Origin of the sequence: Pseudonocardia sp. (assembly GCF_025965585.1) — a bacterium.
Taxonomy (GTDB): domain Bacteria; phylum Actinomycetota; class Actinomycetes; order Mycobacteriales; family Pseudonocardiaceae; genus Pseudonocardia.
Genome location: NZ_JAOPWR010000208.1, coordinates 16,864 through 40,470 on the forward strand (window position 1 = coordinate 16,864; position 23,607 = coordinate 40,470).

Sequence of the window (23,607 nt, forward strand, 5' to 3'; positions counted from 1 at the left end):
GTTGAGGGCCTCGCTGCGTTGTCGCCGATGATGTCTCCGCACGTCAGGCTGTCGTTGCTCGATCGGTCGCGCACGCGGGCCGGTGAGCCCGACGCGGTCGCGCTGCGCCATACGCTCGAGCGGGCGCGGCGGGCCGAGGAGCTGGGCTACCACCGGTTCTGGGTGGCCGAGCACCACGCCGTGCCGGGTATCGCGAGCGGCAGCCCGCCCGTGCTGATGGCCGCGGTCGCGGCCACCACCGAGCGGATCCGTGTCGGCTCCGGCGGCGTGATGCTGCCCAACCACCAGCCGCTCGTCGTCGCCGAGCAGGCCGCGATGCTCGAGGCGCTCTTCCCCGGCCGCATCGACCTGGGCGTGGGCCGCTCGCTGGGCTTCACCCCGCCCGTCCGACGGGCGCTGCGCCGCGACCGCGACGCCCCCGACACGTTCGCCGACGACCTCGCGGAGCTCCGCGGCTACCTCGACGGCACGGCCGCGGTCACCCTGCGCCCACGCCTCGACAACCCGCCACCGGTGTTCGTGCTGGCCACCGGAAGCGGCCTGGCCGTCGCGGGTGACGCCGGGCTGCCCGTGGTGGTCGGCGGCCCCGTCCTCGACGACGACGCGGTGGGCGACCGGCTCGACGACTACCGCGTCCGAACCCGGGCCGCCGGCGGCGAGCCGTACGTCGTCGTGTCGCTCGACGTGCTGGTCGCCGACTCGGAGGCCGTCGCCCGGGAGCTGGCCCTGCCCGAGGCGTGGGCGCTGGCGGCGGCGCGCAGCACGGGCGAGTTCCCGGCACTCGAACCCGTGCACCCGGCGCGTCCGCTGACCGACCGGCAGCGCGCCGCAGTCGACGCCGCCGTGGGCCGCACCGTGCACGGCGACGAGACCACGGTGGCCGCCCAGCTCGACGATCTCCTGGAGCGGACCCGGGCCGATGAGCTCCTCGCGTCCACCTCGACCTTCGACCTCGACGCGCTGCGCGAGTCCGACACGCGCCTCGCGAGGCTGTTCGCCGGCTGAGATCAGGCCGACGCGCGCCCGTTCTCGGCCTTCGCCCCCGGCATCTGGGTGGGCACGACGTGGCCGGAGTCGCGCGTGGCCTTGTCGGTGGCCGCCTCCAGGAACCGCAGCAGCTCCACCGGGAACGGCAGGATCAGCGTGGAGTTCTTCTCCGACGCCACCTGCACCACCGTCTCCAGCAGCCGCAGCTGCAGCGCCGCGGGGTGCTCGGACATCGCCGCCGCCGCGAGTGCCAGCTTCTCCGACGCCTGCAGCTCGCCGTCGGCGCTGATCACGCGGGCCCGCCGCTCGCGCTCGGCCTCGGCCTGCCGCGACATCGAGCGCTTCATCGACTCGGGCAGCGCCACGTCCTTGATCTCGACGCGGTCGATGTGCACACCCCAGCCAAGGGCCGGGCTGTCGATGATCAGCTCCAGGCCCTCGTTGAGGCGCTCGCGGTTGGCCAGCAGGTCGTCGAGGTCGCTCTTGCCGATGATCGACCGCAGCGACGTCTGGGCCACCTGGGCGATGGCCGACATGTAGTTCTGGACGTCGACGGTGGCCCGCACCGGGTCGATCACGTTGAAATAGACGACCGCGTCCACCCGCACCGTCACGTTGTCGCGGGTGATGCCGTCCTGGCCCGGCACGGGGAGCGTCACGATCTGCATGTTGACCTTGCGCATCTTGTCCATGCCCGGCTGGACCCGGGTCAGCCCCGGCCCGCGGACGTCGTCCTGCACCTTCCCGAACCGGAAGACGACGCCGCGTTCGAACTGCCGGATCACCCGGAACCCGGCCCCGAACCAGACCACGGCGACGCTCGCGAGCCCCAGCACCACGTCCAGAACGACCATGACGCGCTCCCTGCCCGCCGGGACACGGCCCGGCCACGGGCACTCCTCAAGGTACGCCCAGCCAGGTGCCCTCGTACGCCGAAAAGGTCGCCATGTTGTTCCCCGGCAGCTCGGAACTTTCTCATCCGGGATGCGCGAGGGGGTCACGCGATGGCGGCCCGGGTTAACGTTCCCGTCCTACGCTGCCCCCTGACCAGCGGGAGGAGGGCCGATGCGCCACGGTGCGCTCTCCGGTCTGCGCCACCGTTCCCCGGTGCACGGCCTGGACCGGCGCCGTCTCGGCCCGCTCGAGGTGCTCGCGCAGTCGGTGTCCACCGCGGCGCCCGCTGCCGCGATGGCGGCCGCCCCGGCCATCGCCGCCACCACCGCGGGCTCCGGCACCATCTGGTCGTTCGTCGTGGCCATGGCGGTGTCGCTGCTCATCGGCTCCTGCATCGGCCGCTTCACCCGCCGTATGGCCGTCGCGGGCTCGCTCTACAGCCTGACGGCCAAGGGCATGGGGCCCGTCGCGGCGTTCACCTCCGGGGTGGCGCTGCTCGTCGGCTACGGCGTGCTGGCCACCGCCGCGCTGGTCGGCTCGGCCACCTACATCGGCGCATTCCTGGTCAGGCTGGGCATCGCGGCCGGCGGATCGCAGCCGGTCACGGTGGTGGCCGTGCTCGTGCTGGGCCTGCTCGCAACGGGCGGGGTGCTCGCTCGCGTGCGGCTCTCGGCCCGCGTCGTGCTGCTCGTCGAGGCGGTGTCGATCAGCCTGATGATCGGCGTGTTCGTGGTGCTGCTGAGCGTCACGCCGGGCGTCCCCGCGCCGGTCTCCGCGGCGCCCGGCCCGGGCCTGGCCGGGCTCGCGGCGGGCGTGCTGCCCGCGCTGAGCGCGTTCATCGGCTTCGAGGCGGCCACGGCGCTGGGCGTGGAGGCGCGCCGGCCGTTCCGTGCGATCCCCCGCGTCGTGATGGGGACGGCAGGGGTGGCCGGGGTGCTCTACCTGTTCGCCACCTTCACGCAGCTGGTCGGGTTCGCGGGCACCTCGGCAGGGCTCGCCGCCGTGGCGGAGCCGGTGCCCGCCCTCGCGATCGCGCTCGGCCGGCCGTGGCTCGCGCTGGTGCTCGACCTCGGCATCGCGATGTCGTTCGCGGCCTGCTCGCTGGCGACCCTGAACGTGCTGGTCCGGGTGGTGTTCTCGATGGCCCGTGACGGGATCGCCCCGGCAGCCCTCGGCGCCACGCACCGCCGGCTGCAGACCCCGCACATCGCGATCGCGGTGGTGATGCCGGTGGTCGTGGGCGTCCCGGCGGCGCTACTCGCTGCGGGGCTCCCCGCCGCGCAGGTGCTGGCCGACCTGCTCACGCTGTCCACCTTCGGCTACCTGGTGGCCTACCTGCTCGTCTGCCTCGCCGCGCCCCTCTTCCTGCGCCGCATCGGCGAGCTCACCGCGCCCCCGGTGGTGGTCACCGCGGTGGTCGTGCCGGTGCTGCTGGTGGTGCTCGTCGCGTTCGTCGTCTCGGCGTGGGGCGGGGTGGTCCCGGTCCTCATCGGGGTGCTGCTCATCGTCGGACTCGCCTGGCTGGGATGGCTGCGCCTGCACCGTCCCGCGGCGCTGGCCGGCATCGGCGTCTACGACGAGACGGTGACGGCCGACGTGCTGGGTGCCGCACCGGGACGGGCCGCGTGACGTCCCTCGACCCGGTCCCGATCTCCGGGCGCCAGCCCCGCGCGGTGCGCAGTGCGCTCGCGGTGCTCGAGGAGGTGGTCGCCGCGGGCCCCGGGGTCACGGCGAAGGAGATCTCGGCCGCCCTCCAGCTGCCCCAGGCCACCACCTACCGGCTGCTCAACCTTCTGGTCGGCGAGGAGTACCTGGTGCGCCTGCCCGATCTCAGGGGCTTCGCACTCGGCCGCCGGGCCGCCCGGCTCGCCCTGCCGGTGGTGCCGACGCCACCGGCCGCAGCGCGCGCCGTGCTGGGGCACCTGCGCGGGATGGTGCGCTGGGGCGTACACCTGGCGTCGTTCCGCACCGGGCAGGTGACGCTCGTCGACCGCGACCCCGACCACCCGCCGAGCGAGGACGTCGTGCTCGCCCGGCACCCGCACGCGTCGGCGCTGGGCCTGCTGCTGCTCGCCGACCAGCCCGACCGGCGCGCGCTGGCCCACGATCTGCGCCCGCTCACCGCGCACACCGTCACCGACCAGGGAGAGCTCGACGCCCGGATCCACGCCGTCGGTGCGGCCGACCTCGCCCGGCAGTGCGGCCAGGTGCGCGCCGACCGCGGTTGCATCGCCGTCCCGGTGCGCGAGGCCGGCACCGGCGCGCTCGTGGCCGGGCTCGCGCTGTGCGGGCCCGCCCAGCGCGTGGCCGAGCCCAACGAGGAGCTCGTCGCGCTGCTGCGGGAGCACGCCGAGCACCTGGTGCCGCTGCTGTCCTGACACGGCTGCTTCCCCCGGAACGACCCGTCCCGCCCGGTGGGGAGCGCCGGGCGGGACGGGGTGGAGCGGTGCGAGGAGGTCTGTTACTTGTAGATCCGCACGTAGTCCACCTGCATCTCGGCGGGTTGCATCGAGGTCCCGCCGAAGTTGTCGAGCTGGATCGCGAGGTGCATCGGTACGTCCGGGATCGTCTCGCTCCGCGTGCTCTGGAACCACTGCTTGCCGTCGATGTAGCCGGTGACGCTGCCGGGCTCCCAGTCCACGGCGTAGTTGTGCCACTGGGTGATGTCGAGGTTCTGCTGCGCCGACACCTGCTGGTTGGACGAGCTGAAGTGCAGGTTGAAGCTGACGTCGTTCGAGTCGCTGGTGGTCTCGGCGAAGTCGATCTCCGGCGGCCACCCGTTCTCCGGCCACAGCAGGAGCACGGGGTGGTAGAGGCCGCCGCCGCTCGGGAAGCGCGCGCGGACCTCCCACTTGCCGTAGGTCTGGTTGTCGTTCCAGGCCATGCCGCCGCTGTTGCCGCCCGAGTCGCCGTTGATGGTCAGCATGCCGTTCCCGACGCTGATCGCGTCCGGGGTGCGGCGGCCGTTGCCGCCGTTCCCCGCACCGTCGTAGGCCCCCCAGCTCGAACCCAGGCTGCTGCCGCCGAACTCGTCGCCGGCGATCTTGCTCCAGCCGAACGCGGCCGCGGCCTGCACACCGCCGGTCGCTGCGGCCACAGCCTTCTTGACCGGAGCGGGCACGGGCTTGCGCACCTTCGGCTTCGGTTCGGGCTTCGGCGTGATGGTCGGGGCCGCCGGCGTGGTGGTCGGCGTGTTGCCCGCGGAAGGGGCGGCCGGGGCGATCTCCAGCGGTGCGGGGTCGTTCGCCACCAGCGCCGAGCTGAGCTCGGGACCGGCCACGGTCTGCTCCTTCGGCGGGCTGACGATCGCGGCGATCGTGGCGGCCACCAGCATCACGACGGCACCGGCGGCCAGCGGGGCGAGACGGCGGGTCAGGGTGCGGTTCGACCCGGACCCGGACCCGGACCCGGACTCGGGAGCGGCGGTGGTGACGACGGCGGCACGGCGGTGCCGTCCTGTCTCCTCGGTCGGCGAGCCGTGCTCGGCCGAGATCCGCGCGATCAGCTCGGTCGGGGACTCCGAACGATCATCCGCAGCGGAACGTTTCCGTCGCATGGCCCGTGACACTAGGGAAGGTCACACCCTGTGATCACTAAACCTGAGAGCGAAGGTTGCTCGTCGTCGCCCACAGGTCGCTCACGCGCGCCGGAATGCACCCGAACGGTCGGTATTCTCAGGATCTGTACTCCGTTCGGAGCAGCGAGGCTCTCAGCTGTGGGGAAAAGCCTGCGATCAAGTGGGTGATGTCGCTCCGTTAGTCGATTGTTATCCCCGACCGGACGGGGCAAGGTGGACGGCGATGCTCCCCGTCGCTCCCCCGGGGGGTGCGTCCTCGCCCGCGCCGACGGTCCTGTCGGCCCTGCGTGCGTCCGTACCCCCGAACGATCATGTCCTGCTGGCGCTGCCCCCCACGGCCGCGTCGGCCTCCGTGCTGCGCAGCCTCCGTTCCGATGGGGTCACGGTGAGCCCCGTCAGTGACGGCATCGGCGTACTCGACGCCGTGCGCTCGCGCGACCCCGCCCTGCTGGTGCTCGACGTCGAGCTACCGGGGCCCGACCAGGCAGCGGTGCTGGCCGCCGTCCAGTCGGAGGCGCCGAACGTGCCGGTCATCGCCGTCACCCCCCGCGACCGGCGAGCGGCCCTGCTCGGCCAGCTGCGCGGCGACCGCGACGACTACGTGGTGCGCCCGTTCGCCGTCGACGAGCTCGCGGCGCGCATCCGGCTGCGGCTGCAGCTCGGCCAGGTCGTCGAGAACACCGTGCTGCGCCGGGGCGAGCTGACCGTCGACACCGAGTTCGGCGAGGTCAGCGTGGACGGCCAGGCGGTGTCGCTGTCGCCCACCGAGTACGCGCTGCTGATGGCGCTGCTCGGCGCACCCGGCCACGTCGTGCCGCCGGACCGGCTGGCCCGCGAGGTCTGGTCCGAGCCGGCGTCGGCCAACCTCGTGCAGGTCTACATCTCCTACCTGCGCCGCAAGATCGGCCCGGAGCGCATCCGCACGGTGCGCGGCGAGGGGTACGTCCTGGAGGCCTGAAGCCGCTCCCGAAGCTCTGGGCTGAACGGGTGACGTCAGGTCGATAACACTTCGGACGTCACCGCCGTTTGTGGCGTGCGCGACGGATTTGTCCGTGCTACTCAATGCGCACCGTAGTCGCGAGGGGCGCGACCCGGAGTCAGTCGGGAGACACAACCATGCTCGGCAGCATCATCGGCGCGATCGTCATCGGTCTGATCCTCGGCGTGCTCGCACGGCTCATCCTTCCGGGCAAGCAGGACATCCCGCTGTGGCTGACCATCGTGGTCGGCATCGTCGCGGCCTTCATCGGTACCTACATCGCCCGGCTGTTCCACGTGGACCAGACGTCGGGATTCGACTGGATCAAGCACATCACCCAGCTCATCGTGGCGATCATCGGGATCGCCCTGGTGGCCGGCATCTACAGCAGGCGCGGGGTGAAGAGCTGACGCACCTGCGGACCACGACGGCCCGGTCCCGCTTCGGCGGGGCCGGGCCGTTCGTCGTCCGGGGTGCGCAGGAGTGTCTGTAGCTATCGGTCGAAAGTCCCAGCCGCCGCCACGAACGTGTCGTTCTCCTCGGGGGCGGAGACGGTGACGCGCACGCCGTCGGGGTGGAACGGGCGCACCACGACCTTGTGGTCCAGGCAGTGCGCGGCGAAGTCGGCCGTGCGGTCGCCGAGGGAGACCCACACGAAGTTCGACTGGGTGGGCGGCACGGTGAAGCCGAGCGCCAGCAGGGCGTGGCGCACGCGGTCGCGTTCGGTGGCCACCTCGGCGCACGCGGCGAGCAGGTTCGCGGCGTCGTCCAGCGCCGCGACGGCGCCGGCCTGCGCGAGCGTGCTCACGCTGAACGGCGCGCAGACCTTGCGCAGCGCCGTGGCCACCTCGGGCGCGCCGACCGCGTAGCCGACCCGCAGCGCGGCCAGGCGGTAGGCCTTGGAGAACGTGCGGAGCACCACGAGGTTCGGGTGGGCGTCGATCAGGGACATGCCGTCCACGGCGTCGGGATCGGTGACGTACTCGTGGTAGGCCTCGTCCAGCGCCACGAGCACATCCGGGCCGACGGCGGCCAGGAAGCGCTCCATCTCGGCGCGCGTGACGGCGGTGCCCGTCGGGTTGTTGGGGCTGCACACCATGATCAGGCGCGTGCGCGGGGTGACCGCGGCGGCCATCGCGTCGAGGTCGTGGCGGAAGTCCCCGTCCAGTGGCACCGTGACGGCGGTGGCCGCGCCGATCTGCGTGACGATCGGATAGGCCTCGAACGACCGCCAGGCGAAGATCACCTCGTCGGTGGGGTCGAAGCAGGCGATCTGCACGAGCTGCTGGCAGATGCTCACCGATCCGCAGCCGACCGCGATCCGCGCCGCGTCCACGCCGAGGTACTCGGCCAGCCGCGCCGTGAGGCGTGTGGCCGCGAGGTCCGGGTAGCGGTTGCCGGCCGCCGCGGCCTCGGCGATCGCGGCGAGCACCGGGGCGCTCGGGGGCAGCGGCACCTCGTTGCTCGCGAGCTTGGTCAGCCCGGGGATCGCCCGGCCCGGCACGTAGGCGGGGAGGCTGTCGAGATCGGCGCGGATGAGCGTCATGAGAGTCACCCTAATTGCGCCCCGCGCGGTCCGTGGCAGGGTGTCGTGCCAGGCTGTGGGCATGACCGACATCCGGACGGAGACCGTCCCCCTGGTGGACGGCAGCGCGCTGCGACTCACCGTGGCGGAGCCGGTCAGCTCGATCCGCGGCGGGATCGTGGTGTTGCACGAGGCCCGGGGCGTCACCGACGCCGTGCGTGGGCTCGTGGGCGGGCTCGCCGGCGACGGCTGGCTGGTCGTGGCCCCCCACCTCTACCACCGCGACGGCGCGGACGTGCTGGACGGCGACGAGGGGCAGGTGCAGGAACAGGTCGACCGGCTCGACGGCGAGCAGGTCATGGCCGACACCGACACCGCGTTCGGCTGGCTGGCCGAGCACGACATCAGCGCCGACCGCATGGGCGTCATCGGGTTCGACCTGGGCGGCTCGGTTGCCCTGCTGGTGGCGGCCCAACGCACGCTGGGCGCCGCCGTCACGGTGGCGGGTGACCGCGTCGGCGCCGCGCCGTCGGCCCAGCTGACGGCGCTGGTCGACGCCGCGAAGGGCCTCACCTGCCCGTGGCTGGGCATCTACGGCGAGTCGGCCGAGGGTGAGACGGACGCGGGGGTCGACCGGCTGCGCGTCGCGGCGTCGTCGTCGGAGGTGGCCACGGACGTGGTGGTCTACCCCCGCCGGGAGAACCGCTTCGACGACGACCCCGACACCGCCGCCGACGCCTGGCAGCGCACGCTGAACTGGTTCGACTCCCACCTGCGGTGACCGCGCCGCGGTCGTGGCGTCCGGGGGCGGCTCTGGCGCGCCGCCCGCCGGGATTGCATGCTGACGGCATGGCTGAGACCCCCGACGTCCTGTGGGTTCCCGATCCCGACCACGCGGGTCCGATGACCGCGTTCGCCGAGTGGGTGCACGAGCACCGCGGCGTCGACACGTCGGACTACTCGGCTCTGCACGCCTGGTCGGTGGCGGACCTCGACGGCTTCTGGTCGGCAGCGGCGGAGTTCCTCGGCGTCCGGTTCAGCACACCGCCCACGGCGGTCCTGGGGTCGCGGGAGATGCCGGGCGCGGAGTGGTTCCCGGGCTCGACCCTCAACTACGCCGAACACGCCCTCGAGTCCGGCCCCGGTCGCGAGGACGACGACGTCGCCCTGATCTTCGCCCGCGAGGACGGCCTCGAGCGAACCGTCACCCACGCCGAACTCCGTGACGCCGTCGGGCGCGCCCGGGCCGGCCTCGTCCGCGCCGGTGTGGGTCGCGGTGACCGGGTGGTCGCGCTGGCCCCCAACTCCACCGAGACGCTCGTGGCGTTCCTGGCCGCGGCCAGCCTGGGCGCGATCTGGTCGTCCTGCTCGCCGGACTTCGGCGCCCGAGCGGTGCACGACCGCTTCGCGCAGATCGAGCCGACCGTCCTCGTCGCCGTCGACGGGTACGTCTACGGCGGCAAGCGCTACGACATCCGTCCGACGGTGACGGCGCTGCAGGCCCAGCTCCCCACGCTCCGGCAGACGGTCCTCGTCCCGTACCTCGACGACACGGCGACCCTCGATGCCACCACGCCGTGGGCGGAGTTCACCGCCGAGGCCGGGCCGCTGGAGTTCGAGCCGGTGCCGTTCGACCACCCGCTGTGGGTGCTCTACTCGTCGGGCACCACCGGCCTGCCCAAGGGCATCGTGCACGGCCACGGCGGCATCGTGATCGAGCACATGAAGGCGCTTCGCCTGCACATGGAGCTCGGCCCGGACGAGCGGTTCTTCTGGTTCACCACCACCGGCTGGATGATGTGGAACCTGCTCATCGGCGGGCTCCTCGTCGGTTCGACGATCGTGCTGTTCGACGGCAACCCCGGCTACCCCGACCTCGGGACGCTGTGGAAGCTCGCGGAACGTCACCGCGTCACGTACTTCGGGGTGTCGGCGCCCTACATCCAGTCGTCGCTCAAGGCCGGTCTGCGTCCGCGCGACCAGTTCGACCTCGCCTCGCTGCGCGCCATCGGGTCCACCGGCGCGCCGCTGTCGGTGGAGGGTTTCCGCTGGGTCGGCGACGCCGTGGGCGAGCACATCCAGATCTGCTCGGTCTCCGGCGGCACCGACGTGTGCGCCGCGTTCGTCGGGTCGGCGCCGACCGTGCCTGTGTGGCTCGGGGAGATCTCCTGCGCGGCGCTGGGCGCCGACGTGGTCGCCTACGACGAGTCGGGCGAGGAGCTCCACGACGAGGTGGGCGAGCTCGTGCTGACGAAGCCCACCCCGTCGATGCCGGTGATGTTCTGGAACGACCCGGACGGCACGCGCCTGCGCGAGGCCTACTTCGAGGAGTTCCCCGGCGTCTGGCGGCACGGCGACTGGGTACGCCTCACCCCGCGCGGTTCCTACGTGATCTACGGCCGCAGCGACTCCACGCTCAACCGCGGCGGCGTCCGCATGGGCACCGCCGACTTCTACGCGGTGGTCGAGGGCTTCGAGGAGATCGCCGACTCGCTGGTGATCGACACCACCGAGCTCGGCGCGAAGGACGAGGGGGCGCTGCTGTGTTTCCTCGTGCTCGCCGCCGGTGTCTCGATCGAGGACGTCGAGCCCCGGCTGCGCAAGGTGCTGCGCTCCGAGCTCTCGCCCCGTCACGTGCCCGACCGGTTCGTCGTGGTCGACGCGATCCCGCGCACCCTCAACGGCAAGAAGTGCGAGGTGCCGGTCAAGAAGATCCTGGCCGGAGTGGCCCCGGACAAGGCCGTGAGCCGCGGCGCGCTGCAGAACCCGGACGCCCTCGGCCCCTTCCTCGCCCTGGCGTCCGGGGGGTCGTGAAACCGCTGGACGGGCCTGTGTAACCTTGGGCCCGCAGGAGGCCGCAAGGCTTCGGGAGGCTTCGCCTAGTCTGGTCTATGGCGCCGCACTGCTAATGCGGTTTGGGGTCACCCCCCATCCCGGGTTCAAATCCCGGAGCCTCCGCGCTGGGACGGCCTTGCTAGGCTGTCCCAGTACAACTCAAGATCATGCGCCCGTAGCTCAACGGATAGAGCATCTGACTACGGATCAGAAGGTTGGGGGTTCGAATCCCTTCGGGCGCACAAGATCGACACTAGCCCTGACCAGCATGACCGGTCAGGGCTAGGTTATTTCTCTAGCCGCATAGTTGATCTCTGGCCACGGTCCTGGCCACGAACGTGGGTAGCTTCCCCGCTGTGACCACGAGCGAGGTGCCCGCCGGTAGCCGGCGACGCGGCGGCATCCGTCGGCACGGCCCGGCGGTCACTTCTCGGGTCCAGCGCCGGGCGTGTGGTTGTCGACGGTGAGAACGGCCTGGATGGCATCGCGGCGTCTGGCAGCGAGGTCGGTGAGGAAGGCAGGCGCCATGCTGATGTCGAGCTGGTCGGTGATCATGTGTTCGCGGATGGATGGGCCGTTGGCCAGCAGCAGTGCGATGGTCTCCGCGGACAGTCGTTCCCGGTCCCATGTGTGTGCGGTGCCGCGGGGAACGCGTCCGATCTGGGCGCACCGGATGCCCAGGCCGTTGTGGTGGAACTCGGCGCCGAGCCGGAGCGCTGCACCGTCGTCGGTGTAGAAGGCCATGTCGATGACCGTGCCCTGGGGGCGCAGGAGCCGTAGCGCGGTGGCGAGCGAGGCGGTGCGGCCACGGCACTGGAAGACGACATCAGCTCCGCGGTCCCCGGGGCCGTGGCGCCAGCGGCTCTTGAGAACGGGCGCCGGATCGGTGGCGTCGGGATCGAGGACGTCGAGCCCGAGTGCCTCGGCGGCGTCGCGACGTCGTCGGGTGGGGTCGATGACCACGATCGACTCGGGGCCGTGGTGGCGGGCGAACAGGGCGGTGAGCAGGCCGACGACCCCGGCGCCGAGCACGGCGATGCGGCGTCCTCGTATCCCGTCGCCGAGGGAGCGGATGTCGGTGCCGCACGTCTCGGCGGCCGCGTGGAGCAGCCCGTTGGCGCAGATCGGCCCCATGTGGGCCACGTAGATCCCGAGGAGTGGATCGAGCTCGGGGGGCAGCACGACCATGCGCTCGCGCAGTGGGCTGGCCCGGTAGGAGGTGCGGTGACCGTAGGCCATGGCCACGACCTCCCCGGGAGCCGGGCCGATGCTTCCCAGGTTCTCCGCCACCAGGCCGACTTCCATGTAGCCGAGCCGATCCACCGGGTAGCCCGCTCCGGGCTGCTCGGGCCGGAACAGTCCGAGCTCGGTATCGAATCGGCTGTGCAGCGCGGGGTTGGTGCCGTTGAGGAAGGTGAGTTCGGTGCCGGCGGAGACACCGCTGAACAGGGTCTGGACGAGGATGGGGCCCTCGGTGGCGGGCACCGCTCGGAAGGCTGCGACGTTGGCCGATTCGATCACCACCGCGCGGTCGCTCATCGGAGGTGCTCCGGGGCGCCGGTCTGGGCGGATCGGGCCAGCGCACAGGCCAGGCGGTGGCTGTTCAGGGCTTCGGTGTGGTCGGGCAGCGTCGGAGCGCAGGTGTGGTCCGCGGGTGAAGCTGGGTTGCGGACGGCGTCGACGAAGGCGCGGTCCGCCGCGGCTCGCGCGACCGACGGATCGTAGGAGCTGCGCCGGGACGTGACGCCGTCGCCTACTTCCAGCCAGTCCTCACCCACCCCGACCACCAGCCCGTCGGCCACGATCTCGACGCCTGCGCGGTGCTTGCCACTGAGCACACAGGTTGTGGCGATCGTGCCGACAGCACCGCCGGCGAAGCGCAGCAGCGCCGCGGTGGCCGCATCGGTGTCGGAACCGGCCGGTCCGGCCGAGACTGCGTGCACCTCGGAGACCTCACCGACGAGCAGTCGCATCAGGTCCAGGACGTGCACCGCCTGTTCGACGAGCGGGCCACCGGACAGGTGCCGATCTCCCCACCACGGCACCGGCGGGACCTTGTCCAGCCACCAACCGCCGACGAGCCGGACCCGGCGCCCCTTCAACAGGTCGTAGGCCCGCCGAACCGGTTCCGCGCAGCGCCAGTGCAGCCCAACCCTGGTCGTTACCCCGCCGGCAGCGAGGAGACCGGCCACCGTCTCGGCGGTGCCCGCGTCGGCCGCCAGGGGCTTCTCCACGAACGCGGCCACCCCGGCGTTGACCGCGGCCGATTCGGGGCCGCCATGGGCGAACGGCGGCACACAGATGTAGAGGGCGTCGAGGCCCAGCCCGATCAGCGCGTCGGTACCCGGAACCGCCTGGCCGCCGTACTGGGCGACGAACGCCTCAGCCCGATCCGGATCGACATCTGTGGCGCCGACGAGGTCCACGTCGGCGAAGGATCGCAAAACACCAGCGTGTCGCCGCGCAACACCGCCGGTTCCCACGAATCCGATACGGCATGTGGTGGGCGACTGTCTGCTCGTTGCTCCCATACTGTCAGCTACCTGTTTCGGTCCAGGTCAACCGGGCATAACGCGTCATGCCCATGACAGTTCTCATCAATTCCGGCCCCTGGCTGTCGGTGCCACCGCCGGGCTACGGGGGGATCGAGAACGTTCTCGCCGCACTCGTTCCCGAACTTCGCTGCCGTGGGGTTCGGGTGATCCTGGCCGGTGTCGGGGACAGCACTCTGGCCGTCGACGAACGCGTCTCGGTGTTCCGGACAGGGCAGTTCGCGCAACTTCAGCGCCCCTACAACCAAGTCATGGGGATAGCGGCGGCCCATCTCCACCGGGTGGTCACCGAGCTGCGCCGTCGCGATGACGTGCTGCTCGTCCACGACCACCAGGAGGCGTTCGGCCTGACCGTTCTCGGGGCCATGAGCACCGACATGCCGCCGGTCCTGCACACCCTGCACTGGGACCTGCGCAAGCATCCGGAGCTCTACGGTGCCGTCGATGGCGGAGGCAGGATCTCGGTGAACGGGGTCTCCGCCGCCCAGCTCGCCACCGCCCCCCTGGCATTGCAGGCACTCAGCGTCGGGCACATCCACCTCTCGACCCCGTTGGCGGTCGATGCCGACCAACGGCCCGGCCCGGCCAAGGCCGGGCACCTCGTCGTCCTGGGACGCATCACCGCCTGCAAGGGGCAGCACACCGCTGCGCGGATCGCGCACCGTCTCGACCGCGACCTGGTGCTGGCCGGCCCCATCGGGCCACACCACAACCCCCGCGATCTCGCTGACGCCGATGAAGCCAACCCTGATGTCCGGTACTGGCACGAGCACGTCGAGCCCCTCGTCGACGGTAAGCGGGTTCGCTGGGTCGGCACCCTGCACGGCGCCGAACGCGACGCACTTCTGGCGACCGCGGCAGCGGCGTTGTTCCCCATCGACTGGGAGGAACCAGGCGGGACCACCGTCGTCGAATCACTCGCGGTCGGCACCCCGGTCGTGGGCTACCGTCGCGGCTGCCTGCCCGAACTGGTCGAGCACGGCCTCACCGGTCTGCTCGTGGCGTCCGGTGACGAGGACCAACTCGCCAACGCCGTCACCGAGGCAACCGTCATCGATCCACAAGCATGCCGCAGCGCGGCAGCCCGCCGCTTCACGCCAGCCCGTATGGCCGAGCAATACCTGCGGCTCTACGACCGCGTCCTCGCACAAAGCGGAAGAACGCCGCGTGCACACCTGGTCAGACACTGACAACGACCGCAGGTTAGGCAAAGCGGGTGGGCTCCATGACCAGCGATTGGATATCGCCATCCTGCCTGGCACGGGTGTCGATGCCTCGTGGGCACCGCGAGACGACGGAGATCGGGACGCCCGCCTTCTCCGTGAGCGACAGCGGTGCGACGTCCCTCATGCAGCCCGAGCCTCTTCACGCCGGCCCGTTTCGACACGCGGCCGAACTCGTCGGAGTACCACTCGGGATGCGCCGCACGGCTGAGCTCGTCAACGCCGACGTACCCGCTGTTCTCGTACCCCTCGCCTGCGGCGAGCCGCTCACGAGCCTGCTGGCGCGGAGCGTGCGGAGAGCTCGGCCACGTTGCAGCCGATGCTCGACCACCTGCCGCCCGGCACCCCCGCCCACCGGCCCCGACGGGCCGGTCGCGGTGTTTGAGCGGCGGATCGCCGACCTGCTCCGCACGCCGTCCGCGCTGTTCTTCCCGACCGGTGCGATGGCCCTGCGGGTGCACGCCGGGTGCCGGGGGCGGCGCGGGCCGGCCCGGCCGCGGTCGACGGCCGGGCACAGTCTTCTCCGCGTTGATCGCCGGCTGTACGTTCTGCGGCGTGGCGACGCTCGCGGACGGCCAGGTGCTAGCCCGGCGCGGCCGTCTCCGCTGGTGAGGACCGCCCTGATCATGCCGACGATCCGGCCCCACGCGGGCCGGGTCGCGGAGCTGTTCCTCGACGATGCGCGGGCGGGCGGGATCGACCTGGCCGACGTCGCGCTGTACTTCTCCACCGACCCACCCCTCCCGGCCGGCGCGCCGACGGTCGACGGGACAGGCCTCCGCCTGGTCCGCCACGTCGACGGCGAGCGGCGCCGTGCCCTCGCCCGCGAGCTGGCCGCGCGGTGCGACGTCGATCCCGGGGTGCTGGAACGGGCCGTCGTGCGGCGCGGTTACGCCTCGGCGCGCAACGCCGCGCTGGTGGAGGCCGTGCTCGACGGCAACGACGTGGCCGTGTTCGTCGACGACGACGTGCATCCGCTCGGCGGGTTCCTGCCGTCGCACCTCGCCGGCCTGGCCGCGGGCGACGACGTGACCCGCGGCGGGTACCTCGGGCACAGCGCACCGCTGGTCGACCTCGCCCCGCTGCTGCCGGAGGTGTGCCGCGTGGAGCTGGGCCGGGCGTTGAGCCTGGGCAACGAGGTGCTCCCGCCGGACTGCCTGACCGCTCCGGGGCGCACGGCGGGGGAGCCGGCCCGCGGGCTCGTGGTCTACGGCGGCAACGTCGGGCTCTCGCTCGCCGCGCTCACCGGCGGTCGGCTGCCCGCGTTCTTCTGCCCGCCCGGGGCCCGCGGGGAGGACACGTTCTTCGGGCTCCTGCTCGCCGGCCGCGCGCGCGTCGGGTCGGGCGCCGCGCCCGTGTTGCACGACCCGTTCCGGCTGGGTGTCGGCGCGGAGGGGGCCCGGGTGGAGCCCACCCCGGCCGCCCTGCGCCGCTTCGCCGGGGCCGTCCGGGGCTGGGTGTGCTACGCCCCGCTGTGGGTCCGCACCCAGCACGACGATCCCGCGGCCGGTGACGCCGTGCTGCGCACCATCGCGACGATCTACGCCGGCCACGCCTCCTGCCTGGCCGTGCTGGGGCTGGCCGACGTGCCGGACGTCCTGGCCGCGGCCGTCGCGGCGGCGGAGGCCGAGCTCGCGCTGATGCAGGCGGTGGACCGGGCCTGGCGCGGGACGCTCATGCCCGCCCTGGCCGCATCAGCGGCGTAGGTCAGCGGCGCAGCAGCTCGGCCATCTCGGGCAGCTCGAAGAACTCGGCCGTGGCGATGGCCGACGGGGTGCCCTGGGCGGGGTCGGCGCCGGCGTCGAGCAGCGCGGTGACCGACTGGGCCGAGCGCTTGAACACCGCGGCCGAGAGCGCGGTCTGGCCGCGGTCGTTGGTGCGCGCGAGATCGGCACGCCGGGCGAGCAGCGACGCCACGGTGTCCGGGTGCCCGTAGTAGGCGGCCAGGATGAGGAAGGTGTCGCCCTTCGCGTTGGTGAGGTCCACCGGCACGCCCGAGTCGATGTAGGCCGCCAGCTGCTCCGTGCCGCCGTCGCGGGCGAGGTCGAACAGCTTGTCGGCGAAGGCCATGGCCTCGTCGTTCAGCTCCACGCCGCAATCCTACGGCGCCCGAGGGGTGTCCAGCTCGATGAGCTTCCGCTCCAGCAGGCGCCGCTCGGCGTCGTCGTGGACGAGCGCGAGCGCCCGGCGGTAGGCCTCGCGCGCCTCCCCGGGGCGGCCCAGCCTGTGCAGCAGCTCGGCGCGCGTGGCGTGCAGGTAGCGGTAGTCGCCCAGGTCCAGGACGTCGACGAGCGCGAGTGCGGCCTCGGCGCCGTCGACCTCGGCGACCGCGACGGCCCGGCTCAGCTCCACCACCGCCGAGCCGGTGATCCGCGCGAGGGTCCCGTAGAGGGCGGCGATCTGGGCCCAGTCCCGCGGCTCGTCGGCGTGCAGTGCGGCGATGGCGGCCTGCACGACGTAGGGCCCGCGGCCGAGCAGGGCCAGCGACCGGTCCAGGACCTCCCGTCCCTCGGCGATCTGCGCGGCGTCCCACAGGGAGCGGTCCTGGTCGGCGAGCAGCACCAGGTCGCCGTCAGCGAACCGGGCGGCGCGCCGCGCGTCGTGCAGCAGCATCATGGCCAGCAGGCCCTGGCACTCGGGCTCGTCCGGCATGAGCTCCACCAGCGCCCGGCCGAGCCGGATCGCCTCGGTGGCGAGGTCGACGCGGCCGCCGTAGCCCTCGTTGAAGATCAGGTAGACGACGGCGAGCACCGCGACGAGACGGTCGGGCAGCAGATGGTCGGGCGGCACCCGGAACGGGATCCCGGCGGCCTTGATCTTGCGCTTGGCCCGCACCAGCCGCTGCGCCATCGTCGGCTCCGGTACGAGGAACGCCCGGGCGATCTCGTCGGTGGTGAGCCCGCCCAGGGTGCGCAGGGTCAGCGCCACCTGCGCCTCCGTCGCGAGCGCGGGGTGGCAGCAGGTGAAGATCAGCTCGAGCCGCTCGTCGGGGAACGAGGAGACGTCCATCGGATCCGCCTCGGGCATCGTGAGCAGGTGGGCCTTCGCGGCCAGCGTGCGGTCGCGCCGGATGCGGTCGACCGCACGGTTGCGCGCGGTCGTCACCAGCCAGGCCCCCGGGTTGGACGGTGTGCCGTCCCGCGGCCAGCGCTCCGCGGCGATCGCGAAGGCCTCCTGGGCGGCCTCCTCGGCGAGGTCGATGTCGCCGAGGAAGCCGACCAGTGCTGCGAGGACGTAGCCCCACCGGTCCCGGAAGACCTGGTCGAGGACTACCACTCGGCGATCGGGCGGACCTCGACCGCGCCACCCATGGCCGCCGCGGGCACCATCGCGGCGATCGCGATGGCGGCGTCGAGGTCGTCGGCCTCGAGCAGGAAGTACCCGCCGATCGCCTCCTTGATCTCGGCGAACGGGCCGTCGGTGGTGAGCGTCCGGCCGTCCTCGACGCGCACGGTGGTGGCCGTCTCGGGGGACTGCAGGCCCGCGCCGGGCGTGACACCGGGCGTCTGGTTGATCGCCTGGTAGGCGGCGTAGACCTTGCCCTTGTCGGCCTCGGACAGGGCGTCCCACTCGGGCGTGCCGGGCAGCGGCGTGGAGCCCTGGTGGATCAGCAGCATGTACTTCATGGCGTCCTCCTTCTCGGAATGGTCTCCTACGAGACGAACGGGGGACGCCCGGATCGACACCTGTCCGGAGGAATCCTTCCGCGAGCTTCACAGTGCAGCACGGCGTGGGCCCATCGGTGATCGACACCGTGTGTCCTGAGGCGGCGGGCGGGCAGCCGTCGCGCCGGCGGTCCACGGCGAGGGGCGGCCGGCCGCGACCGGTCCGGCCGCCCCGACCGGTCCGGAGGGGTGCGCAGAGCGACTCGGCGAGGTTGACTGTTGCCGTCGTCACATCCGAGGAGGCCTTACGTGAGTCAGACGGTCGATGCAGCCCGTTCCGAAGCCGCCGTCCGCGTCGACGAGTGGTTGTCGGCGTTCCAGGACGCCCTCACCGCCCGTGACGCCGAGGCGGCCGGCGCCATGTTCGCGGCCGAGAGCTTCTGGCGCGACCTCGTGGCGTTCACCTGGAACATCCGCACCCTCGAGGGCCCGGCCGAGGTCGCCGACATGCTCCGCTCCCAGCTCGACGCGATCGACCCCACCGGGTTCCGCGTCACCGGGGAGCCCACCGAGGCCGGCGGCGTCGTCGACGCGTGGCTGGAGTTCGAGACCGCCGTCGGCCGGGGGAGCGGGCACCTGCGGCTCGTCGACGGCAAGGCGTGGACGCTCCTCACCACGCTCGACGAGCTGAAGGACCACGAGGAGCCGCAGAGCACCCGGCGCCCGATGGGAGCGGAGCACGGCGCCAACCCGGACCGCATCACGTGGCTGGAGGCCCGCGAGAAGGAGGCGGCCGAGCTCGGCTACACCACCCAGCCCGACGTCGTCATCGTCGGCGGCGGGCAGGGCGGCATCGCGCTCGGTGCGCGGCTCCGCCAGCTCGGCGTCCCGACGATCATCGTGGAGCGCAACGAGAAGCCGGGCGACTCGTGGCGGCGGCGCTACAAGTCCCTCGCCCTGCACGATCCCGTCTGGTACGACCACCTGCCCTACATCGACTTTCCCAAGAACTGGCCCGTGTTCGCGCCGAAGGACAAGATCGGCGACTGGCTGGAGATGTACGCGAAGGTCATGGAGCTCAACTACTGGGGCTCCACGACCTGCACGGAGGCCACGTACGACGGCTCGGAGTGGACGGTCGTGGTGGACCGCGCCGGCGAGCAGGTGACCCTGAAGCCCCGGCACCTCGTGCTGGCGCTGGGCGTCTCGGGCAAGCCGAACGTCCCGAGCTTCCCGGGCATGGAGAGGTTCCGCGGCGACCAGCACCACTCGTCGCAGCACCCCGGCCCGGACGCCTACAAGGGCAAGAAGGCCGTGGTCGTCGGCTCCAACAACTCCGCGCACGACATCTGCGCGGCACTATGGGAGGCCGGCGCGGACGTGACGATGGTGCAGCGGTCGTCCACGCACATCGTGCGGTCCGACTCGCTGATGGACCTCGGGCTCGGCGATCTCTACTCCGAGCGCGCAGTGGCGTCGGGCGTCACCACGCACAAGGCCGACACGATCTTCGCATCGCTGCCGTACCGGATCATGCACCAGTTCCAGAAGCCGACCTACGACGCCATCCGCGAGCGCGATGCGGACTTCTACGCCGCGCTGGAGAAGGCCGGGTTCGAGCTGGACTTCGGTGACGACGAGTCGGGTCTGTTCATGAAGTACCTGCGCCGCGGCTCGGGCTACTACATCGACGTCGGCGCGTCGCAGCTCGTGGCCGACGGCAAGATCAAGCTCGTGCGGGGGCAGGTGGCCGAGCTGACCGAGGACGAGGTCGTGCTGTCGGACGGCACCCGCCTGCCGGCCGACCTCGTCGTCTACGCCACGGGGTACGGCTCGATGAACGGCCTCGCCGCCGACATCGTCGGGCAGGAGATCGCCGACAGGGTGGGCAAGGTGTGGGGCCTCGGCTCGGACACGACCAAGGACCCCGGCCCGTGGGAGGGCGAGCAGCGCAACATGTGGAAGCCGACGCAGCAGGAGGCGCTGTGGTTCCACGGCGGCAACCTGCACCAGTCGCGCTACTACTCGCTCTACCTCGCGCTACAGCTCAAGGCCCGCAAGGAGGGCATCCCGACGCCCGTCTACGGGCTGCAGGAGCGCCACCACACGTCCTGACCGCGTTCCGCTGGGTGGACTCCCCGGCGTGCGTCCGCGTGCGCCGCGGTTCACAGTCGCAGATGTGACCGCAGCGCAGCAGGAGCACGAGGACGTCGACGCCGTCGTGATCGGGGCCGGGTTCGCCGGCCTCTACATGCTCCACCGGTTGCGTGGGTCGGGGATGTCGGTCGTGGTGCTCGAGGCGGGCGACGGCATCGGGGGCACGTGGTTCTGGAACCGCTACCCCGGCGCCCGCTGCGACTCCGAGAGCTCCTACTACTCCTACTCGTTCTCCGACGAGCTGCAGCAGGAGTGGGAGTGGACGGAGCGCTACCCGCGCCAGCCCGAGATCCTGGCCTATCTCAACCACGTGGCCGACCGGTTCGACCTGCGACGCGACATCCGGCTGGGGCGGCGCGTCACCGCCGCCACCTTCGACGACGGCGGCGACCGCTGGGAGGTGCTCACCGACACCGGTGAGCGCTGGTCGGCACCGTTCCTCGTCACGGCGGTGGGCTGCCTGTCGTCGGCCAACATCCCGAAGATCCCCGGGCTGGACGCGTTCGACGGCGAGTGGTTCCACACCGGCATGTGGCCGCACGAGGGCGTGTCGTTCGCGGGCAAGCGCGTCGGCGTGGTCGGCACCGGGTCCACGGGCATCCAGGCCATCCCGGTGATCGCCGCGGAGGCCGACCACCTGACGGTCTTCCAGCGCACCGCGAACTACAGCATCCCGGCGCGCAACGGCCCGCTCGCCCCGGCGGAGCAGGCCGAGGTCAAGCGCAACTACGACGCGATCCGCGATCTCCAGCGCTCCACCACCAACGGCCACCCCTACCGGATCAGCGAGCGCACCGCGCTGTCCGTGACCGACGACGAGCGCGACGCGATCTACGCGGCTGCGTGGGAGCGCGGCGGGCTGCGCTTCCGGGCGTCGTTCGCCGACCTGCTCACCGACGCCGACGCGAACGAGACGGCGTCGGAGTTCATCCGCGCCCGCATCGCGGAGACGGTGCAGGACGCGGGGGTCGCGGAGATGCTGACGCCGCGCGACCATCCCTTCGCCACCAAGCGGCCGCCGATCGACACCCACTACTTCGAGACCTACAACCGGGACGACGTGACGCTCGTGGACGTGAAGGCGTCGCCGATCGAGGAGGTCACGCCCACCGGCATGCGCACGGCGGCGGGCCACCACGAGCTCGACACGATCGTCTTCGCCACCGGCTTCGACGCGATGACGGGACCGCTGCTCGGCATCGACGTCCGCGGCACGGGTGGGGCGACCCTGCGCGACGCGTGGGCGGAGGGGCCCAAGACCTACCTGGGCCTGCAGGTGGCGGGCTTCCCCAACCTGTTCACGATCACCGGCCCGGGCAGCCCGTCGGTGCTCACGAACATGCCGACGTCCATCGAGCAGCACGTCGACTGGATCACCGACTGCATCGCCCACCTCCGCGAGCAGGGCGTCCGCCGGATCGAGGCGGTCCCGGAGGCGCAGGAGGCGTGGGTGGCGCACACCAACGAGGTGGCCGCGGCCACGCTCCTGCCCCGGGCCGGCAGCTCCTGGTACCTGGGCGCGAACGTGCCAGGCAAGCCGCGCGTCTTCATGCCCTACGCGGGCGGGTTCGCGGCCTACACGCGCCGGTGCGACGAGGTGGCCGCGGCGGGCTACGAGGGGTTCGCCCTCTCCCGTTGACAGCTGGGTCTCCCTGCGAAACTCTGATGGCCATGGAGTGGACCGGAGCCCGCTATGCCGACTGCCCGAGCGTCGAGGTCGAGACCCATGTCGACGCCCCGCCGGAGCGCGTCTGGGTGGTGGTGTCCGACGTGGAGCTCATGCCGTCGATGAGTGGGGAGCTGCAGCGCGTCGAGTGGGAGCACGGCGCAGGCGAGGTGGGCAGCAGCTTCGTCGGCCACAGCAAGCACCCGGCCATCGGTGAGTGGTCGACCACCTCGTACGTGATCGAGAGCGAGGCCCCCCGCGTCTTCGCCTGGGCCGTGGGTGACGCGACGCGGCCCGCCGCCTCCTGGCGGTTCAGTCTCGAGCGCGTCGACGGCGGCACCCGGCTGCGGCAGTGGATGCAGATGGGCCCCGCGCGGTCCGGACTGAGCTCCGCGATCGACCGGATGCCCGACAAGGAGCAGAAGATCGTCCACGGCCGGATGAGGGAGTTCGAGGCCAACATGACGGCCACGCTCGCCGCGATCAAGGAACGGGTCGAGCGAGTGAGCGACTGATGCGCACCGCCACCACGGTCGAGGGCTCCGGCGGCACGTCGTTCCGGGAGACGCTCGACTACGTGGTCGAGGCCGAGAAGCTCGGCCTCGACGTCTGCTGGGTCGCGGAGGCCTGGGGGTCGGACGCCCCGTCCACGCTGGGCTACCTCGCCGCCCGCACCGAACGGCTGCTGCTGGGCTCCGGGATCATCCAGATCGGCACCCGCACCCCCGTCGCGATCGCGCAGGCGGCGCTGACGCTGGCAGACATGTCCGGCGGTCGGTTCCTGCTCGGCCTGGGCCCGTCGGGGCCGCAGGTGATCGAGGGACTGCACGGCGTCCCGTTCGCGAAGCCGCTCACGCGCATGCGCGAGACGGTGGCTGTGGTCCGGCAGGCCATGGCGGGGGAGAAGGTGGCCTACGACGGGTCGACCGTGCGCATCCCGTTGCCCGGCGGCGAGGGCCGTCCGATGGGCCTGTCCACGACGCCGAACCCCGACATCCCGATCTACCTGGCCACGATGTCGCCGAAGATGCTCGCGCTGACCGGTGAGGTCGCCGACGGCTGGCTCGGCACGAGCTTCGTCCCGGAGGGCTCGGCCGCCTACTTCACCCACCTCGACGCCGGGCTCGCCGCCTCCGGCCGCACCCGCAAGGACCTCGACGTCTGCGAGGGGGCCGAGGTGGCGTTCGCCGCCGACCAGGACGAGCTGCGTTCCATGGTGGCCGGCCGCAGGAAGGAGCTGGCGTTCAGCCTCGGCGGCATGGGCTCTGCGAGCACCAACTTCTACAACGACGCCTACAGCCGCCAGGGCTGGGCCGAGGTGGCCGCCGCGGTCAGGGAGCGCTGGCAGGGCGGCGACCGCGACGGAGCCGCCGGCCTCGTCACCGACGAGATGGTGCTGGGCACGACGCTCATCGGCACCGAGGACATGGTGCGCACCCGGCTGGGCGTGTGGCGGGACGCGGGCGTCGACACCGTGCGCCTCTATCCCGCGGGCGACACTCTCGACGCGAAGCTCACCACCCTGGCCCGGGCGCTGGACCTGGTCCGCGAGGTCGGTTGAGGGCAGCTCGTCCCAGGCGGTGCGGCAGGCGCCCGCGGCGAACGCG

General features: G+C 72.1%; 22 protein-coding genes and 2 tRNA genes. 15 read left to right on the plus strand and 9 right to left on the minus strand.

What is annotated here, in order from left to right; genetic code table 11:
* Nucleotides 1-27: 27 nt before the first annotated feature.
* On the plus strand, nt 28-1,005 hold the full coding sequence (locus JWR81_RS13485; protein ID WP_367278788.1) for an MsnO8 family LLM class oxidoreductase: 978 nt from the start codon (nt 28-30) through the stop codon (nt 1,003-1,005).
* 2 nt (nt 1,006-1,007) lie between these two features.
* On the opposite strand, the gene JWR81_RS13490 is transcribed toward JWR81_RS13485, so the two are convergent.
* Nucleotides 1,008-1,841, minus strand: coding sequence for a slipin family protein (locus JWR81_RS13490; protein ID WP_297651185.1), 834 nt, complete (start codon nt 1,839-1,841; stop codon nt 1,008-1,010).
* Between the two features lie 211 nt (nt 1,842-2,052).
* Between JWR81_RS13490 and JWR81_RS13495 the strand changes: the two genes are divergently transcribed.
* Both JWR81_RS13495 and JWR81_RS13500 read left to right on the plus strand, forming a co-directional pair.
* Nucleotides 2,053-3,510 carry an APC family permease gene (locus tag JWR81_RS13495; protein ID WP_297651187.1) on the plus strand — a complete coding sequence of 486 codons (1,458 nt, stop codon included), beginning with the start codon at nt 2,053-2,055 and terminating at the stop codon, nt 3,508-3,510.
* The gene (locus tag JWR81_RS13500) at nt 3,507-4,259 is read left to right on the plus strand and encodes an IclR family transcriptional regulator (protein ID WP_297651189.1); all 753 of its coding nucleotides are present in this window, start codon (nt 3,507-3,509) and stop codon (nt 4,257-4,259) included. The genes JWR81_RS13495 and JWR81_RS13500 overlap by 4 nt, the downstream gene beginning before the upstream one ends.
* A gap of 83 nt (nt 4,260-4,342) precedes the next feature.
* Here JWR81_RS13500 and JWR81_RS13505 read toward each other — a convergent pair whose 3' ends face one another.
* Nucleotides 4,343-5,437, minus strand: coding sequence for a glycoside hydrolase family 16 protein (locus JWR81_RS13505; protein ID WP_297651191.1), 1,095 nt, complete (start codon nt 5,435-5,437; stop codon nt 4,343-4,345).
* Nucleotides 5,438-5,681: 244 nt separating this feature from the next.
* On the opposite strand from JWR81_RS13505, the gene JWR81_RS13510 reads away from it, so the two are divergent.
* Nucleotides 5,682-6,416 (plus strand): response regulator transcription factor, encoded by a 735-nt coding sequence (locus JWR81_RS13510; RefSeq protein ID WP_297651193.1) that lies wholly within the window; start codon nt 5,682-5,684, stop codon nt 6,414-6,416.
* 158 nt (nt 6,417-6,574) lie between these two features.
* The gene (locus JWR81_RS13515; protein WP_297651195.1) at nt 6,575-6,847 is read left to right on the plus strand and encodes a GlsB/YeaQ/YmgE family stress response membrane protein; all 273 of its coding nucleotides are present in this window, start codon (nt 6,575-6,577) and stop codon (nt 6,845-6,847) included.
* 83 nt (nt 6,848-6,930) lie between these two features.
* Here JWR81_RS13515 and hisC read toward each other — a convergent pair whose 3' ends face one another.
* Complete coding sequence (hisC, locus tag JWR81_RS13520) at nt 6,931-7,983, minus strand: histidinol-phosphate transaminase (RefSeq protein ID WP_297651197.1); 1,053 nt, start codon at nt 7,981-7,983, stop codon at nt 6,931-6,933.
* A gap of 61 nt (nt 7,984-8,044) precedes the next feature.
* Here hisC and JWR81_RS13525 point away from each other — a divergent pair, with 61 nt between their 5' ends.
* The 4 genes from JWR81_RS13525 (at nt 8,045) to JWR81_RS13540 (ending at nt 11,039) form a co-directional block, all read left to right on the plus strand.
* Nucleotides 8,045-8,743, plus strand: a complete 699-nt coding sequence (locus tag JWR81_RS13525; RefSeq protein WP_297651199.1) for a dienelactone hydrolase family protein — start codon at nt 8,045-8,047, stop codon at nt 8,741-8,743.
* Nucleotides 8,744-8,811: 68 nt separating this feature from the next.
* Nucleotides 8,812-10,776 carry an acetoacetate--CoA ligase gene (locus JWR81_RS13530; RefSeq protein WP_297651201.1) on the plus strand — a complete coding sequence of 655 codons (1,965 nt, stop codon included), beginning with the start codon at nt 8,812-8,814 and terminating at the stop codon, nt 10,774-10,776.
* 54 nt (nt 10,777-10,830) lie between these two features.
* Nucleotides 10,831-10,920: transfer RNA gene (locus JWR81_RS13535), tRNA-Ser, on the plus strand.
* Nucleotides 10,921-10,966: 46 nt separating this feature from the next.
* A tRNA-Arg gene (locus JWR81_RS13540) sits at nt 10,967-11,039 on the plus strand.
* Nucleotides 11,040-11,220: 181 nt separating this feature from the next.
* Here the strand turns inward: JWR81_RS13540 and JWR81_RS13545 are convergent.
* Genes JWR81_RS13545 through JWR81_RS13555 form a run of 3 tightly spaced genes read right to left on the minus strand, consistent with a single transcriptional unit; the run spans nt 11,221 to nt 13,675 of the window.
* A complete protein-coding gene (locus JWR81_RS13545) occupies nt 11,221-12,336 on the minus strand; it encodes a zinc-binding alcohol dehydrogenase (RefSeq protein WP_297651203.1) in 1,116 nt (371 codons plus the stop codon).
* Entirely contained in the window at nt 12,333-13,328 is a 996-nt protein-coding gene (locus tag JWR81_RS13550; protein WP_297651205.1) for a Gfo/Idh/MocA family oxidoreductase, read from the minus strand. The genes JWR81_RS13545 and JWR81_RS13550 overlap by 4 nt, the downstream gene beginning before the upstream one ends.
* An 8-nt stretch (nt 13,329-13,336) precedes the next feature.
* Nucleotides 13,337-13,675: a hypothetical protein gene (locus JWR81_RS13555; RefSeq protein WP_297651207.1), complete on the minus strand. Its 339-nt coding sequence runs from the start codon at nt 13,673-13,675 to the stop codon at nt 13,337-13,339.
* 39 nt (nt 13,676-13,714) lie between these two features.
* On the opposite strand from JWR81_RS13555, the gene JWR81_RS13560 reads away from it, so the two are divergent.
* Complete coding sequence (locus JWR81_RS13560) at nt 13,715-14,539, plus strand: glycosyltransferase (RefSeq protein WP_297651209.1); 825 nt, start codon at nt 13,715-13,717, stop codon at nt 14,537-14,539.
* Between the two features lie 641 nt (nt 14,540-15,180).
* Complete coding sequence (locus JWR81_RS13565; RefSeq protein WP_297651211.1) at nt 15,181-16,278, plus strand: hypothetical protein; 1,098 nt, start codon at nt 15,181-15,183, stop codon at nt 16,276-16,278.
* 1 nt (nt 16,279) lies between these two features.
* Here the strand turns inward: JWR81_RS13565 and JWR81_RS13570 are convergent, their stop codons facing one another.
* The 3 genes from JWR81_RS13570 to JWR81_RS13580 are packed head-to-tail and all read right to left on the minus strand — an operon-like array spanning nt 16,280 to nt 18,198.
* Complete coding sequence (locus tag JWR81_RS13570; RefSeq protein ID WP_367278789.1) at nt 16,280-16,663, minus strand: ankyrin repeat domain-containing protein; 384 nt, start codon at nt 16,661-16,663, stop codon at nt 16,280-16,282.
* Nucleotides 16,664-16,672: 9 nt separating this feature from the next.
* A complete protein-coding gene (locus JWR81_RS13575; protein ID WP_297651214.1) occupies nt 16,673-17,848 on the minus strand; it encodes a DUF6596 domain-containing protein in 1,176 nt (391 codons plus the stop codon).
* Entirely contained in the window at nt 17,842-18,198 is a 357-nt protein-coding gene (locus JWR81_RS13580) for a YciI family protein (protein ID WP_297651216.1), read from the minus strand. Before JWR81_RS13580 ends, JWR81_RS13575 begins: the two co-directional genes overlap by 7 nt.
* Before the next feature lie 288 nt (nt 18,199-18,486).
* Between JWR81_RS13580 and JWR81_RS13585 the strand changes: the two genes are divergently transcribed.
* The 4 genes from JWR81_RS13585 to JWR81_RS13600 all read left to right on the plus strand — a co-directional run bounded on the left by JWR81_RS13585 (nt 18,487) and on the right by JWR81_RS13600 (nt 23,561).
* Entirely contained in the window at nt 18,487-20,292 is a 1,806-nt protein-coding gene (locus JWR81_RS13585; RefSeq protein ID WP_297651218.1) for an NAD(P)/FAD-dependent oxidoreductase, read from the plus strand.
* A 64-nt stretch (nt 20,293-20,356) separates the two neighbouring features.
* Entirely contained in the window at nt 20,357-21,973 is a 1,617-nt protein-coding gene (locus JWR81_RS13590; RefSeq protein WP_297651220.1) for an NAD(P)/FAD-dependent oxidoreductase, read from the plus strand.
* A gap of 32 nt (nt 21,974-22,005) precedes the next feature.
* Nucleotides 22,006-22,515 (plus strand): SRPBCC family protein, encoded by a 510-nt coding sequence (locus JWR81_RS13595; RefSeq protein ID WP_297651222.1) that lies wholly within the window; start codon nt 22,006-22,008, stop codon nt 22,513-22,515.
* Nucleotides 22,515-23,561 carry an LLM class flavin-dependent oxidoreductase gene (locus JWR81_RS13600; RefSeq protein ID WP_297651224.1) on the plus strand — a complete coding sequence of 349 codons (1,047 nt, stop codon included), beginning with the start codon at nt 22,515-22,517 and terminating at the stop codon, nt 23,559-23,561. The genes JWR81_RS13595 and JWR81_RS13600 overlap by 1 nt, the downstream gene beginning before the upstream one ends.
* Nucleotides 23,562-23,607: the final 46 nt, after the last annotated feature.

Excerpts from the sequence above, each read along its gene's own strand:
- JWR81_RS13485 (WP_367278788.1), top strand. The coding sequence starts at position 28 with ATGATGTCTCCGCACGTCAGGCTGTCGTTGCTCGATCGGTCGCGCACG.
- JWR81_RS13490 (WP_297651185.1), bottom strand. The coding sequence starts at position 1,841 with ATGGTCGTTCTGGACGTGGTGCTGGGGCTCGCGAGCGTCGCCGTGGTC.
- JWR81_RS13495 (WP_297651187.1), top strand. The coding sequence starts at position 2,053 with ATGCGCCACGGTGCGCTCTCCGGTCTGCGCCACCGTTCCCCGGTGCAC.
- JWR81_RS13505 (WP_297651191.1), bottom strand. The coding sequence starts at position 5,437 with ATGCGACGGAAACGTTCCGCTGCGGATGATCGTTCGGAGTCCCCGACC.
- JWR81_RS13510 (WP_297651193.1), top strand. The coding sequence starts at position 5,682 with ATGCTCCCCGTCGCTCCCCCGGGGGGTGCGTCCTCGCCCGCGCCGACG.
- JWR81_RS13515 (WP_297651195.1), top strand. The coding sequence starts at position 6,575 with ATGCTCGGCAGCATCATCGGCGCGATCGTCATCGGTCTGATCCTCGGC.
- hisC (WP_297651197.1), bottom strand. The coding sequence starts at position 7,983 with ATGACGCTCATCCGCGCCGATCTCGACAGCCTCCCCGCCTACGTGCCG.
- JWR81_RS13525 (WP_297651199.1), top strand. The coding sequence starts at position 8,045 with ATGACCGACATCCGGACGGAGACCGTCCCCCTGGTGGACGGCAGCGCG.
- JWR81_RS13530 (WP_297651201.1), top strand. The coding sequence starts at position 8,812 with ATGGCTGAGACCCCCGACGTCCTGTGGGTTCCCGATCCCGACCACGCG.
- JWR81_RS13545 (WP_297651203.1), bottom strand. The coding sequence starts at position 12,336 with ATGAGCGACCGCGCGGTGGTGATCGAATCGGCCAACGTCGCAGCCTTC.
- JWR81_RS13550 (WP_297651205.1), bottom strand. The coding sequence starts at position 13,328 with ATGGGAGCAACGAGCAGACAGTCGCCCACCACATGCCGTATCGGATTC.
- JWR81_RS13560 (WP_297651209.1), top strand. The coding sequence starts at position 13,715 with ATGAGCACCGACATGCCGCCGGTCCTGCACACCCTGCACTGGGACCTG.
- JWR81_RS13580 (WP_297651216.1), bottom strand. The coding sequence starts at position 18,198 with ATGAAGTACATGCTGCTGATCCACCAGGGCTCCACGCCGCTGCCCGGC.
- JWR81_RS13595 (WP_297651222.1), top strand. The coding sequence starts at position 22,006 with ATGGAGTGGACCGGAGCCCGCTATGCCGACTGCCCGAGCGTCGAGGTC.
- JWR81_RS13600 (WP_297651224.1), top strand. The coding sequence starts at position 22,515 with ATGCGCACCGCCACCACGGTCGAGGGCTCCGGCGGCACGTCGTTCCGG.